Origin of the sequence: Bradyrhizobium sp. CCBAU 45384, from assembly GCF_028128665.1 — a bacterium.
Lineage (GTDB): Bacteria > Pseudomonadota > Alphaproteobacteria > Rhizobiales > Xanthobacteraceae > Bradyrhizobium > Bradyrhizobium manausense.
Map to the genome: position 1 here is coordinate 384,711 of NZ_LBIZ01000119.1, position 14,447 is coordinate 399,157.

The 14,447-nt window shown below is 65.5% G+C and carries 11 protein-coding genes; 8 read left to right on the forward strand and 3 right to left on the reverse strand.

Annotation, left to right across the window (positions count from 1 at the left end):
• The first annotated feature begins 135 nt into the window (after window positions 1-135).
• The 4 genes from XH80_RS38450 (at window position 136) to XH80_RS38465 (ending at window position 5,592) form a co-directional block, all read left to right on the forward strand.
• Window positions 136-366 (forward strand): hypothetical protein, encoded by a 231-nt coding sequence (locus XH80_RS38450; protein WP_271603108.1) that lies wholly within the window; start codon window positions 136-138, stop codon window positions 364-366.
• 438 nt (window positions 367-804) lie between these two features.
• Window positions 805-2,619: an autotransporter family protein gene (locus tag XH80_RS38455; protein ID WP_271603109.1), complete on the forward strand. Its 1,815-nt coding sequence runs from the start codon at window positions 805-807 to the stop codon at window positions 2,617-2,619.
• Window positions 2,620-2,694: 75 nt separating this feature from the next.
• Window positions 2,695-2,886, forward strand: coding sequence for a hypothetical protein (locus XH80_RS38460; RefSeq protein WP_271603110.1), 192 nt, complete (start codon window positions 2,695-2,697; stop codon window positions 2,884-2,886).
• A 228-nt stretch (window positions 2,887-3,114) separates the two neighbouring features.
• Window positions 3,115-5,592 carry an autotransporter family protein gene (locus XH80_RS38465; RefSeq protein WP_271603111.1) on the forward strand — a complete coding sequence of 826 codons (2,478 nt, stop codon included), beginning with the start codon at window positions 3,115-3,117 and terminating at the stop codon, window positions 5,590-5,592.
• Between the two features lie 20 nt (window positions 5,593-5,612).
• Here the strand turns inward: XH80_RS38465 and XH80_RS38470 are convergent, their stop codons facing one another.
• Window positions 5,613-6,305: an RlmE family RNA methyltransferase gene (locus XH80_RS38470; RefSeq protein WP_271603112.1), complete on the reverse strand. Its 693-nt coding sequence runs from the start codon at window positions 6,303-6,305 to the stop codon at window positions 5,613-5,615.
• A 1-nt stretch (window position 6,306) separates the two neighbouring features.
• Window positions 6,307-7,392, reverse strand: coding sequence for a Ppx/GppA phosphatase family protein (locus XH80_RS38475; protein WP_271603113.1), 1,086 nt, complete (start codon window positions 7,390-7,392; stop codon window positions 6,307-6,309).
• A 214-nt stretch (window positions 7,393-7,606) separates the two neighbouring features.
• On the opposite strand from XH80_RS38475, the gene XH80_RS38480 reads away from it, so the two are divergent.
• Window positions 7,607-9,979: a xanthine dehydrogenase family protein molybdopterin-binding subunit gene (locus tag XH80_RS38480; RefSeq protein ID WP_271603114.1), complete on the forward strand. Its 2,373-nt coding sequence runs from the start codon at window positions 7,607-7,609 to the stop codon at window positions 9,977-9,979.
• A gap of 165 nt (window positions 9,980-10,144) precedes the next feature.
• Here XH80_RS38480 and XH80_RS38485 read toward each other — a convergent pair whose 3' ends face one another.
• Window positions 10,145-10,945, reverse strand: coding sequence for a hypothetical protein (locus tag XH80_RS38485; protein WP_271603115.1), 801 nt, complete (start codon window positions 10,943-10,945; stop codon window positions 10,145-10,147).
• Window positions 10,946-11,051: 106 nt separating this feature from the next.
• Here XH80_RS38485 and XH80_RS38490 point away from each other — a divergent pair, with 106 nt between their 5' ends.
• The 3 genes from XH80_RS38490 to XH80_RS38500 are packed head-to-tail and all read left to right on the forward strand — an operon-like array spanning window position 11,052 to window position 14,440.
• Window positions 11,052-11,543: a YaiI/YqxD family protein gene (locus tag XH80_RS38490; RefSeq protein WP_057758132.1), complete on the forward strand. Its 492-nt coding sequence runs from the start codon at window positions 11,052-11,054 to the stop codon at window positions 11,541-11,543.
• 2 nt (window positions 11,544-11,545) lie between these two features.
• A complete protein-coding gene (locus XH80_RS38495) occupies window positions 11,546-13,357 on the forward strand; it encodes an ABC-F family ATP-binding cassette domain-containing protein (protein ID WP_271603116.1) in 1,812 nt (603 codons plus the stop codon).
• 3 nt (window positions 13,358-13,360) lie between these two features.
• The gene (locus XH80_RS38500; protein WP_271603117.1) at window positions 13,361-14,440 is read left to right on the forward strand and encodes a D-TA family PLP-dependent enzyme; all 1,080 of its coding nucleotides are present in this window, start codon (window positions 13,361-13,363) and stop codon (window positions 14,438-14,440) included.
• Window positions 14,441-14,447: the final 7 nt, after the last annotated feature.

Below are 14,447 nucleotides of genomic sequence, written 5' to 3' on the forward strand. Positions count from 1 at the left end.
GGCCCAGAACAACAGGCTGACGATCGGCGCATAGGCGCTCATCAATGCAACCCAGCGAAATCGCCCGGGGACGCACAGGTTGAGCGCGATGGCGATCAGCGGCAGCAGCAATCCGCCGTGACGAGTAAGGCTAGGATGGTTGAAGACCAGCGCGTTGAGCGTGAAGAACGCAATCTGATGCAGATGCGTGATCGCGACGATGCGGGCATAGCGGTTCGTCCGCAGCAGCGCCAGCACGGCGGCAGCCGCCGCGAGCCCGATCAGGACCCGCACCTCCACGAAGAAAACCAGCCGAGGGCCGGTCAGCATCAGGAAATCCAGCGGCGCGAAGGACAGGCTCGCGACCGTCTCGGCGAGGACACATAGCAGGGCCATCGCGCGCGCCGACTGCCAGACGCTCGCGGAGAACGCCTCCTCCGTCGTGCTGTCGCGAAACTCGCCGGTCTTGCCGATCAATCCGGGAAGGTCAAATTCTACCGCCGGCATCCCGGCCTATCCTCACGCTCGTCACTTGCGGCCTTCAATTGCAGAAGTGATCGGCTCTCGTCCAGAGCCAATGTCGATGCAGCTTCTTCACTTCAGGCTAGCAGGATTCCGGCGCGGTACGACCCCGCCGTCGCAAAGATCAACCCGCATTGATGGTCGTTTCCCGCCCTTTCGCCTAGGAGCCATTTTCAGTCGATCCCAGACACCTCCGACGTCGCGTCGCCGGGCTCTGCGGTCGTTGACCGGCCGCGCCGTCAGTGCGGTCCCGCATCAAGGTCAGTCTTTCGGCAGCGATGCGGACAGGTTGGGGATTGGGGTATGATTTTCTTTGTTAACGCCGCGCGCGCAGGCCTTGCCCGCGTCAAGCAGGTCACCTCGGCGGCGGCACTGGCTGTATCCCGCCTGGTCGTGCTGCTCGCGCTCGCCCAGGCGATCGGCGTCGGCTCGGCCCTCGCGGCGGCCACCTGCGCCGACATCAATGGCGGCGCGTTCAATTGGAGCGGAGACAACCAGTCCACCACGGTGTCGCTGACCGCCGGCGACATCATCACGCTGAACTACACCTTTGTCGTCGACACGACGTTCTTCTACGGCATCGAATTCGGTGTCGGCGGTCATTATGGCGATGGCTCCGGCACGGTATCGGGCTCGCTGCATGTCACGGTGACCACGACGGGCACACAGACGTTCAGCTGGCGCTCACTGAGCGAAGGCATACCGTCCCAGATCGATGTCACCGTGGCTTGCACGGCTGCGCCCAGTCCCGGCCCCGTGGTGACCAGCACCAATCCGGCGTCGGGTCCGGTCGCCGGACAGCAAACGACGATCGTGATCGGCCAGCATCTCACCGGCGCCACGTCGATCAAGTTCGGCGGCGTCAACGTGCTCAGTTTTACGGTACTGAGCGCGACGCAGATCTCGGTGGTGACGCCGCCGCATGCGGCGGGCGCAGTCGACGTCACCGTCACGACGCCGCTCGGCTCGGCCACGGGGACGGCCATCTATCGCTATGCCGCCATGCCGGATCCGACCGCAGATCCGTCGATCAAGGCGATGGTCGACTTCCAGGTCCACACCGTGCAGGTGATGGGTCAGCAACAGATGGACAACGTGCAGGACCGGCTGACCGAGTTGCACAATGACGACGTGCCCCTGGTGAGCAACAGGGCCTCGTTCGCGCAGATACCGGCCCCGCAGCGTCAGTATGGCTTGCCGGCGGATGCAACGCCGACGATAGGCTCCGCATCCGATACAGCGCAGCGAAGGTCGAAAGACGGACGGGCTGAACCCGTGGTGGCCGCTCCCGATTCGTCGCTCCGCTACTGGACTGCCGGCGCGCTGCAATTCGGCCGGGACACGACTTACGCCGATGCCAAGTACAACGTGTCCTCGACCGGCATGACCGCCGGCGTCGACACGCGCCTCGCCCCAAATCTGAAAGCCGGCGTTGCCGCGGGCTTCGGCATCGATCACGCCACGATCGGCAGCAATGGCTCGCGCATCGATGCCAATGTCTGGTCGGCGCAGGCCTATGCCAGCTACCGCGTGGCACCGCTCTGGTTCATGGATGGCGTCCTCGGCTATGCGAGAGGCCGGCTTGCAAATTATCGCTACGACAGCACCGCATTGGCGTTCGGCGCCGGAGACCGGTCGGCCGGCGATCTGTTCGGCTCGCTGTCGGTGAACCACGAGATCAAGATCGATCGCTGGAAGATCGCGCCCTACGCGCGGCTCGACCTGCAATGGATCTGGCTCGACGGCTACGCCGAGACCGGCGCGGGCATCTACAATTTGACCTTCGACCGGACGTCGGCCGTCGATGCCGCCGGCGTGCTCGGGACGAAGTTCAGCCATATGATGGACACTTCGGCCGGCGCCCTTAAATCGAGCCTCGAACTCGCCTATCGCCACAGCTTCAATGGCGCCTACACGCAGATTGCCTATTACGGCTTCGATGCGGCGACGACCTACAGCCTGTTCGGTCTGGCAGAGAAGCACGACCATGCCTTGATCGGTCTCGGCTTCGAGCTGCAAGTGAACAAATCACTCAGCCTCACCGCACGATTCGACGAGCTGCTTGCAAATCAGGCGAGAAGCGAGCGCGCCCGGGCGCAGGTCAAGTTCGCGTTCTGAGGAAGCGTTATTGCCGGCTCGGTCCGAATCTCACGCACACCGGACGATTTTCACCAGGGATCAGGAGGCCCAGACATGATCGATGCAAGCAGTCCTGCGCGCGCCAGGTTGACCAGCCGGCGCCCAGCCCAGAACGAAACGGCCTGGCTGCTGGCCGTAGCCGCCGCATTTCTCTTCGTTCACGTCGTCGCCTTGACGATCCTCCAGCGCGCCTTGGGAGCCCATACGCCTGCCGGGCAATCGGCGATATCGGAGCTGTGCGACTGACCTGGCTGGCGCCGACACCGAATGTGGAGCAAGCCGGCCCAATCTCCAGCATCAACGCGCGTTGATGGTGGATTCCGCGCCCTTCGCCTAACTGGGCATCAGTCGATCCAGACACGCAAGGTCGTGTGTCGCGCGAATTTGCAGGCCGTTCGAAGGCCGCACATCCCGCCCCTGGCGGGTCCGCCGAAACGAATGCTCGGCCTGGGTCCGAACGAGGGGGCGGGTAGAATGATCTCTTTTTATTTCGATATGCTTGCGCGCCGCAACCGGCTTCGGTTGAGGCAGTCAAGCTTCGCCACGATGCTGGCGATCTTCGCGTTCTTCATCATGCAAGGCACCGCCCGTGCAGATCGGATGCTGCCGAACGCAACGGTCGGTACGGCATATTCCCAATCCGTCACGGTCTATACCGACACCGTCTCGTGCAACCCACAGGCCTGGGGGTTCAACAATTTTCCCGGCATCACTTTCACCAACACCACCAACCCTTTCGGTTCGAAGACCTGCTCCTTCTCGCTGACTGGCACGCCCACGGCGGCAGGGACGGTCACCGGCTTCTTCACCTTCTTGACCGGGTCGTCGAACCACCCGCCGGATTCTACGACGGGCGCGAGTTTCACCCTCTATTATCAGCTCACGATCGACAAGACGTCGCCGTCGCTCTCCGTCTCGCCCTCGCCTTCGCCGGTCGCCTATGCCAGCCCGCTCACGCTGACCGCGACGTTGGGCAACAGCTACTCGCCGACCGGAACGGTCACATTCTACGATGGCGGGACCCCGATCGGCACAGCGACCGTCTCGGGCACGACCGCCAGCCTGACATTGAGCAACCTTTCGGTCGGCTCGCATTCGATCACGGCGAGCTATGATGGCGATTCCAACAACAATCCCGCGACGGGCGGGACGACAGTACCGGTCACACGAGCGACGCCCTCGATCGCAGTCAACGCCTCCTCGACGGCCGCGAGCAACGGCATGTCGGTCGCCGTGGTCGCGGCAGTGACTGGCGCAGGTTCCCCGACCGGCACCGTGACTTTCTACGAAGGCTCGACACAGCTCGGCAGCGCTGCCCTCTCGGGCTCGAGCGCCATCCTGATGCTCTCCTCTTATCCACTGGGCTCGCACACGTTCACCGCGATCTACAATGGCGACACCAACAATGCCTCTGTGAGGTCGGCGGCAGCCACAATGCCGGTCGTCAAGGCGGCAACGACGCTCTCGGTCTCGAGCGCGACGACATCACCTGCCGCCGCGCAATCGGTCACCCTCACCGCGACGCTGTCGAGCGCAATTTCGTCGACCGGCGCCGTCACGTTCAAGGACGGCACGGCCGTTTTGGGGACCGCGACCCTGTCGGGCACGACTGCGATTTTCACGACGCCGGCCCTGGCGATGGGTGCACATTCGATCACGGCCGTGTATGCGGGCGATAGCAAAAATGCGGGGGCGACCTCGAGCGCGATCACACTGACCGTGGGCCGCTCCGATCCGACCGGCGACGCGACGGTGCGTGGGCTGGTCGGCTCCCAGGCGTCGAGTGCCGTGCGGTTCGGCCAGACCCAGATCGACAACGTCTTCAGCCGTTTCGAGGCGCTGCATGATGAGGGCGACGGCGAGGCGCACGCCGGCGGCAGCAATAGTCAGGCTTCTCGGAGCGGAGCTGCAAACGGAATGGTCGCCTCCGCGGGCGGCCTCGGTGGCAACCGCACGGCCGCCGCGCTCAACAGCCAGGCGGATGCGGCATCAGCCCTTGCCTATGACAGTGACCTGCCGATTCACAGTCCCGCGACGCAGAGCGACGCCGGCCGCGCCATCAGCCAGCTCTCGGCGGCGCTGCCGCAAGCGATGGACGCGCTCAACAAGACCAATGCGCTGCCGTTCCATGTCTGGGCCTCCGGCACTGTCGGCTTCGGCCGTCTACGCAACGACGACAGCTTCGACAATCGCTTCACCTCCTCGGGCCTGACGCTCGGCTTCGACCGCCGCATCACCGACGGACTGAAGGCGGGCGCCGCGCTCGGTTTCGGCCTCGATCGGAGCGAGATCGGCAGCGACGGCTCGCGGGTCGATGCACGCAATTTCGATGCGACGCTCTACGCGAGCTGGCGCTTCCTGCCGCGCACCTATCTCGACATCGCCGGAGGCTATGGCGTCCTCCGCTTCGACAGCAAGCGCTGGTCGAACGACGGCAACGTCATGCTAGCAGGAACACGCTCGGGCAACGACGTGTTCGGTACGGTCGGGGTCAGCCACATCTCCCAATGGGACCGCCTCAAGCTCTCCTCCTATGGCCGGCTTGACCTCGTCAGAGCCGCGCTCGAGGGTTACGCTGAGACCGGTTCGGGCACCTGGGCACTGGGCTACGACAGGATGACGACGACGAGCATCGCCAGCGTGCTCGGCGGCCGCCTCACCTACCCAGTGCTGCAGAGCTGGGGTGTGCTGACGCCAACCGCGCGCGCGGAATGGCGGCACGCCTTCGACGGAGGCTACGTGCAGGGCCTGAACTATGTCGATCTCGTCGGCCTGAGCTCCAACTACTCGATCTCAGGCACGTCCACGGCGCGTGACACACTCACCGGCGGGCTTGGCTTGCGGGCCGAGGTCGGCGGCGCGCTCAGCCTCGATCTCGAATATCTGCTGACGAGTTCGGTGAGGGGGATCGAGAGCCAACGGGTGCGCGGCGCGATGAAGTACGGCTTCTGAGAGGAAGGGACGTGCCCCGCCTAAGCCTCGCTCCTCGCTGCACCGCGAAATCCGGTCGCCAGCACATAGCGCTCGGAGGAATCCTGCCGGCTCGCGGCGGGCTTGACATGTCGCACCGTCGCAAAGTCGCGCTTGAGCTGCGCGAGCAGATCGGCGTCGGCACCGCTCTGGAAGGTCTTGGCCAAAAACGTCCCGCCGGGCTTGAGCACATCGCAGGCAAAGGCTGCCGCCGTCTCGACCAGGCCGACGATGCGGAGCTGGTCGGTCTTGCGGTGGCCGGTGGTGTTGGCGGCCATGTCGGACATCACGACATCGGCGCCGCCGCCCAGCATCGCGGTGAGTTTTTCCGGCGCGGCATTGTCCATGAAGTCAAGCTGGGCGAAGTCGACGCCGGGGATTTCAGGCATCTCCAGCAGGTCGATCGCGACGACCTTGCCCTTGCCGTCGACCGAGCCGACGCGCTTGGCGGCGATCTGGCTCCAGCCGCCGGGCGCCGCGCCGAGATCGACCACGGCCATGCCTGGCTTCAGCAGCCGAAACTTGTCGTCGATCTCGAGCAGCTTGAACGCCGCCCGCGAGCGATAGCCCGCGGCCTTCGCCTTGGCGACATAGGGATCGTTGAGCTGCCGCTCCAGCCACAGCTTCGACGACAGCTTGCGCTTGCCGCCGGTCTTGACCTGAACGTGCAAGCGGCCGGTGGTGTCTTTCGCCATCTCACCAGCTCCTGAGCGCGCCGTCCTCGCGCATCATCTCGACCAGCATGCCCTCGCGCAGGCCCCGGTCGGCGACGCGCAGGCGCGGCAGCGGGAAGGCGTGCCTGATGGCATCGAGGATGGCGCAGCCTGCCAGCACCAGATCGGCGCGCTCGACGCTGATGCAGCTGTTGCCCGCGCGGTCCTCGTAGCTCATGCCGAGCAGCTTGTTGATGGTCGCGGTGATGTCGGTATCGTTCATCCAGATGCTGTCGATGCGGCGACGGTCGTAGCGGACGAGATTGAGATGGATGCCGGCGAGCGTCGTCACCGTGCCCGACGTGCCGAGCAGATGCATGTCGGTGAGATCGCGGCCGTGCTCCGCGGCGAAGGGCGCAACGTGACCCGCGACCTCCTGCTCCATCGCGGCATAGATCTCCGGCGTCACGTCACGACCACCAAACTGCTCGGCCAGTGTCACGACGCCAAGCGGGATCGACATCCAGGCCTTGATCCGCGGCTCCGGATTGGCGGGATCGCGCTCGATCCGCACCAGCTCGGTCGAGCCGCCGCCGATGTCGAAGAGGATGGCGCCGCGGCCCCTGGGATCGACCAGCGGCGAGCAGCCGAGCATGGCGAGCGAGGCCTCGGTCTCGCGGTCGATCACCTCGAGCTCGATACCGGTCTCGGCCGCGACGCGGCTGCGAAAACCTTCCGCATTCGAGGCGGCGCGGCAGGCTTCAGTGGCGATCAGCCGCAGCCGCTTGGCCTTGCGCAGGTTGATCTTGTCCCGGCAGATGCTGAGCGCGGCGATGGCGCGATCGATCGCGGCCTCGCTGATGCACCCCGTGGCCGAGACGCCCTCGCCGAGCCGGATGATGCGCGAGAAGGAATCGACCACGCGAAAGCCGTCGTGGGTCGGACAGGCGATCAGGAGCCTGCAATTGTTGGTTCCGAGGTCCAGCGCCGCATAGACTCCGGTTCCCGGTGCCCGCGCAGGGACCGCAGGCTCGATGGCCAACGCCACCGCCGCCATCGACCCCTCCAGCTCGCCGTGCGGCCCATGTTGGCTTACATGGCCGTCGCGGAGCCGCGTGTGGTCATTCATACAAACTGTCTTTCCACGGCCCCTAAGGGGCCGATCCGGAATTGATTTTTCGCCTGAAACATTAGCAGCGCGGCTGACATGCGCAACATCGCATCACATAGGACCATGTCCATTCGTGCGTTGTCGTGAACGGGGCCGTGGGCTATTTTTGCAGGGTCCGGCCCTCCAGGCGCCCCCCAAAACGCGCAATTGCCGGCTTTTCAGGTCAATTCCCATGCAAGAACACACCAAATCGTCCACGCTCGAAAACGCTATTGCACTGCAAAAATATGGCGTCGGGCAACCCGTCCGCCGCAAGGAGGACGACACCCTGGTGCGCGGCAAGGGCCGCTACACCGACGATTTCAACCTGCCGGGCCAGGCCTATGCCGTGATCGTCCGCTCCACCCATGCCCATGGCGTGATCCGCGGCATCGGCATCGACGCCGCCAAGGCGATGCCGGGCGTGCTCGGCGTCTGGACCGGGACGGATCTGAATGCCGCGGGCTACGGCCCCTTCACCTGCGGCCTGCCGCTGAAAAGCCGTGACGGCTCGCCCCTGATCCAGACCAACCGCCAGCCGCTGGCCACCGACAAGGTGCGCTTCGTCGGCGATCCCGTCGCCTTCGTGGTGGCGGAAACGCTGGCCCAGGCCCGCGATGCGGCCGAGGCGGTCGAGCTCGATATCGAGCCGCTGCCGGCGGTCACGGATCCCGAGGAAGCTGCCAAGCCCGGCGCGCCGCAGCTCTATGACCACATCCCTAACAACGTCGCGCTCGACTATCACTATGGCGACACCGAGAAGGTGAACGCGGCCTTCGCCAGCGCCGCCCATGTCACAAGGATCGACATCGAGAACACCCGTGTCGCCGTGGTGTCGATGGAACCGCGCGTCGGGCTTGCCTCGTACGACAAGGCCACCGAGCGCTACACCATCCAGATGCCGACGCAGGGCGTTGCGGGCAACCGCGCCAACCTCGCCAAGAATTTGAAGGTGCCGAACGAGAAGGTGCGCATCCTCACTGCCAATGTCGGCGGCTCGTTCGGCATGAAGAACGTCAACTATCCCGAGTATATGTGCATCCTGTACGCGGCGAAGGCGCTCGGGCGCCCGGTGAAGTGGCTCGACGAGCGCTCGACCAGCTTCCTCTCCGACAGCCACGGCCGCGCGCAGAAGATCCATGCCGAGCTGGCGCTCGATGCCGAAGGGCACTTCCTCGCAGCAAAACTGTCCGGCTACGGCAATCTCGGCGCCTATATCACCGGCGTTGCGCCCAGCCCGCTCTCGCTCAACACCGGCAAGAACTTCTCCAGCGTCTACCGCACGCCGCTGATGGCGATCGACATCAAGACGGTCTTGACCAACACGACGCTGATGGGGGCCTATCGCGGCGCCGGACGGCCCGAGGCCAACTACTACATGGAGCGGCTGATCGACCGCGCCGCCGACGAGATGGGCATCAACCGGCTGACCCTGCGCAAGCGCAACTTCATCAAGCCGAACCAGATGCCGTTCCCGGCCTCGTCAGGCGTCACCTATGACAGCGGCGACTTCCAGGCCGTGTTCAACAAGGCGCTCGAGATCTCCGACCACGAGAACTTCCCCAAGCGCAAGAAGGAGAGCAAGAAGGCCGGCAAGCTGCGCGGCATCGCGGTCGGCTCCTATCTCGAGGTCACCGCGCCGCCCGGCGTCGAGCTCGGCAAGATCGTGTTCGATCCTGATGGCACTGTGCAGCTCATCACCGGTACGCTCGACTACGGCCAGGGCCATGCCACACCGTTCGCACAGGTGCTTTGCGCGCAGTTAGGGGTTCCCTTCGAGAGCGTGAAGCTCGTCCAGGGCGACAGCGACATCGTCCACACCGGCAACGGCACGGGCGGCTCGCGCTCGATCACGGCAACCGGCATGGCGATCGTCGAGGCCGCCAAGCTCGTCGTCGAGAAGGGCAAGCGCGCCGCCGCGCACCTGCTGGAGGCCTCCGAGGCCGACATCGAGTTCGCAGACGGCAGCTTCACCATTGCCGGCACCGACCGCAGCATCGACATCATGGAGCTTGCCAGAAAGCTTCACGACGGCAAGGTGCCCGATGGCGTGCCTGACTCACTCGACGTCGATCACACCAGCGAGCCGGTGCCCTCGGCTTTTCCGAACGGCTGCCATGTCGCCGAAGTCGAGATCGATCCGGACACCGGCGTGGTGCAGATCGTGCGCTACAGCGCGGTGAACGATTTCGGCACGGTGATCAACCCGATGCTGGTCGCGGGCCAGCTCCATGGCGGTGTGGTCCAGGGCATTGGCCAGGCGCTGATGGAGCACGTCCGCTACGACGAGAGCGGCCAGCCGATCACGGGCTCGCTGATGGACTACGCCCTGCCGCGCGCGGAGGACGTGCCCGACATGACGGTCGGCGATCATCCGGTGCCGGCCACGACCAATCCGCTCGGCAGCAAGGGCTGCGGCGAAGCCGGCTGCGCCGGCAGCCTGTCGACGGTGGTCAACGCCGTGCTCGATGCGCTTTCCGACTACGGCATCAAGCACATCGACATGCCGCTAACCCCGGAGCGGGTGTGGCGCGCAATCCAGGATGCGAAGCGGAAGGCGGCGTAAGGCTGCCCTTCCGCCTCCACAAGAATGCTGTCATCGCCCGGCTTGACCGGGCGATCCAGTACTCCGAGACAGCAGTAATTCACCGAAGGGCCGCGGCGTACTGGATGCCCCGCCTTCGCGGGGCATGACACCGTATTTGAATTGACGCGCTTGCCTCTTCCTGTGCTACGCCGCCGCCTGCTCGCGCGGCTGGTAGATCGCAATGTGCTGGCAGCGTGCAATCGGCGTCGTGCCGTTGGCCACGACCAGCGCGTCGAACTCGACGAAGCGGTGGCCTTTCTTCTCGTAATTCGCACTGACCTTCGCCCGCGCGACAATCTCGTCGCCGATGCGTGCGGTCGACAGCAGCTGCATGCGGCTGCCGACATGGATCCATGGGCCGAGGATGGTGTTGTCGACCAGCACGCGGTTCATCACACGCTGGATCAGGCCGGGATGGCCGAGGCCCTCACGCACGAAAATCGGATCCGTCTCCCTGATGTCGGCGAGATAGTCGCTCGCCGCCTGCCCGGCCCAGCGGCGCGGCGCCGTGCCCAGCCACTTGCCGACTTCAAAGGTCGAAGGGCTGACCGGCTTGCGCTCGGCGATCGCGGGCACTTCGACATAGTCGCCTAGTGACACCGCAGGCGCTGCCGCCGGCAGCGAGGCCGTTCCAGTGGCGCAGAGTTCGGTGCGGCTGAACACCTCGATCGTCAGCAGGCCGTTGTGCTCGGTGGCGTCCACATCCGCGACCTCGCCGTCATAAACCGGCTTGATGAAGCGGGCCTCGACCAGGCCGCGGGCAAGAAAATCGCGGCCCCAGCGCGCCACCGGCACGTGCATCATGTAGGCGAAGACATCGACGCCGGGGACCAGCCCGCCGGCAAAGCCGAAGCGGCGCGCCACCGCGTCGTCGTGCATCTTGTTTTCTGACTGTTTTGCGGTGTTGTAGGCCTCGACGCGCCAGGTTTCGAGCAGGTTCGGCATGGCTTGGCTTCCCCAATATTCTTGTTGTTCAGGGCTGATCGTAGGCCCCGGGGAACAGGGGTCAATCCCCTCGCCTTTGCGGCCCGAATGCGGTACCACGCGGCCAATGACAGACACTTCCACCCGCATCTATGTCGACGCCGACGCCTGCCCGGTGAAGGACGAGATCTATCGCGTCGCGCTCAGGCACGGTGTGCCCGTCAGCGTGGTCGCCGGCAATTTTATCCGCGTGCCGCAGGACCCCCTGATCGAACGCATCGCTGCCGGCGCCGGCATGGACGCGGCCGACGACTGGATCGCAGAGCGGGCGAGGCCCGGCGACGTCGTCATCACGTCTGACATTCCGCTAGCGAGCCGCTGCGTCAAGGCGGGGGCCGACGTGATCGCGCCGAACGGCAAGCCGTTCACGGAGGAATCGATCGGCATGACGCTGGCGGTGCGCAATCTGATGACGGATCTGCGCTCGGCCGGCGAGGTCACCGGGGGCCCACGCTCGTTCGCGCCGCGCGACCGCTCCGCTTTCCTCTCGGCGCTCGACCAGACGTTGCGCCGGATCCAGCGCCGCCGCGCCGATCAGGCTGCTACGAGCCAGGGCTGACGATGGCGCCGCCGCTGATCCAACTCAAGGACATCAAGCTGACCTTCGGCGGCACGCCGCTGCTGTCGGGCGTCGAGCTCAATGTCGCGCCATCGGAGCGCGTCTGCCTGATCGGGCGCAACGGCTCCGGCAAGTCGACGCTGTTGAAGATCGCGGCTGGCCTGGTCGAGCCCGACGACGGCACGCGCTTCGTGCAGCCCGGCGCGACCGTGCGCTATCTGCCGCAGGAGCCTGACTTCGGCGAGCACAAGACCCTGCTCGCCTATGTCGAGGCCGGTCTCGCGCCCGGCGACGACCCCTATCAGGCGCGCTACCTGATCGAGCAGCTTGGGCTGACCGGCAACGAGAACCCGGCGAACGCCTCCGGCGGCGAGGCGCGCCGCGCCGCGCTCGCGCGGGTGCTGGCGCCCTCGCCCGACATCCTGCTGCTGGACGAGCCGACCAACCATCTCGACCTCTCCACCATCGAGTGGCTGGAAAAGGAGCTCGACTCCCGGCGCAGCGCGCTGGTCATCATTAGCCACGACCGCCGCTTCCTCACCAATCTCTCGCGTTCCACCGCCTGGCTCGACCGCGGCAAGATCAAGCAGATCGATCGCGGCTTTGCCTCGTTCGAGAGCTGGCGCGATGAGGTGCTGGCGGAAGAAGAGCGCGACCAGCACAAGCTCGACCGCAAGATCGTCGACGAGGAGCACTGGCTGCGCCACGGCGTCTCCGGCCGGCGCAAGCGCAACGTCAAGCGGCTCGCCAATCTGCACGCGCTGCGCGACCAGCGCCGCAACTATCGCGGCACCGCCGGCACCGCCAGTCTCGCCGCGGCGGAAGCCGAACAATCCGGCAAGCTGGTGATCGAGGCCAAGGGCATCACCAAGGCGTTCGGCGATCGCGTGATCGTCGACAATTTCTCCACCCGCATCCAGCGCGGCGACCGGCTCGGCATCATCGGGCCGAACGGCGCCGGCAAGACCACGCTGGTCAATCTGCTCACCGGGGGCATGCAGCCCGACGCCGGCACGGTGCGGCTCGGCGCCAATCTGGAGATGGCCACGCTCGACCAGCACCGCGAAAGCCTCGATCCCAAATCGACACTCGCGGAAGCGCTGACCGGCGGCCGCGGCGACCACGTCATGGTCGGCGGCAAGCCCAAGCACGTCGTCGGCTACATGAAGGACTTCCTGTTCGCGCAGGAGCAGCGCGGCACCCCGCTGGAGGTGCTCTCGGGCGGCGAGCGCGGCCGGCTGATGCTGGCACGCGCGCTGGCGAAACCGTCCAACCTGCTGGTGCTGGACGAGCCCACCAACGATCTCGATCTCGAAACCCTCGACGTACTCGAGGAGATGCTCGGCGATTACGAGGGCACGGTCATCCTGATCAGCCATGACCGCGACTTCCTCGACCGCGTCGTCACCTCGGTGATCGCGCCCGACGGCGACGGCAAGTGGATCGAATATGCCGGCGGCTACAGCGACATGCTGGCGCAGCGCGGTGCGGACCTGAAGCGCGAGACGGCCAAGGCGCAGGCGCCAGCGGAGAAGAAAGAGGAGCGTGCTGCGGCCCCCACTGCCACGCCCAAGCGCAAGCTGAGCTTCAACGAGAAGCACGCGCTGGAGACGCTGCCGCAGAAGATGGAGACGTTGCACGCCGACATCGCCAGGCTGCAACGCGTGCTCGACGATCCAAATCTGTACGCCAGGGATCGCAAGACATTCGACGACACATCCGCCGCCATCGCCAAGGCGCATGAAGAATTGTCAGCCGCCGAAGAGCGCTGGCTCGAACTTGAAATGCTTCGCGAAGAGATAGAACAGGCTTAACCCATGACAACGACCCTTGCTGCAAAGATCGCCCGCGAATATGGCACGCCCTGTGCCGTCATCGACATGGACAAGGTCGAGCGCAACATTGCCCGGATCCAGAAGGCCTGCGACGACGCCGGGATCGCCAACCGCCCGCACATCAAGACCCACAAGAACCCGACCATTGCGAAGATGCAGGTCGCGGCCGGCGCCAAGGGCATCACCTGCCAGAAGATCGGCGAGGCCGAGATCATGGCCAATGCCGGGATCGACGACATCCTGATCAGCTACAATCTCTTGGGCGAAGAGAAGATGGCGCGGCTCGGCGCGCTCAATGCCAAGACCAGGATGACCGTGGCGGCCGATAACTCGACGGTCGTTGCGGGCTTGCCGAAGGCCGCCGAGGCGTCGGGCCGTCCGCTCTCGGTCGTGGTCGAATGCGACACGGGTCGCAAGCGCGCGGGCGTCGAGACGCCAGCGGAAGCGATCGCGCTGGCGCGCGAGATCGCCGCGTCCAAGGGGCTCGAGTTCGCCGGCTTCATGCTATATCCGACCGAAACCGGCTGGGCCGATGCGCAGAAATTCTACGATGAGGCGCTGGCCGGCGTACGCGCGCACGGGCTGGACGCAAAAATCGTCTCGACCGGCGGCACGCCCAACCTCGTCAATATCGGCAAGCTCAAGGGCGGCACCGAGCATCGCTTCGGCACCTACATCTACAACGACCGCATGCAGGTCGCAGCCGGCGTCGCCAGCTGGGACGATTGCGCGCTGCATATTTATTCGACCGTGGTGAGCCGCGCGGCTCCCGAGCGCGGCATTCTCGATGCCGGCTCGAAGACGCTGACATCAGACACCGGCGGGCTCGACGGCCACGGCCTGATCCTCGAGCATCCCGAAGCCAGAATCGCAAAATTCGCCGAGGAGCACGGCTTCCTCGACCTCTCGCGCAGCAACACCCGGCCGAACGTCGGCGACGTCGTCCGCATCGTGCCGAACCATGTCTGCGTCGTCGTCAATATGATGGACGAGGTGGTGATGGTGCGCGGCGATGAGATCATCGGCACGCTGCCGGTGGCTGCGCGCGGGAAGCTGCGGTAGGGCACGC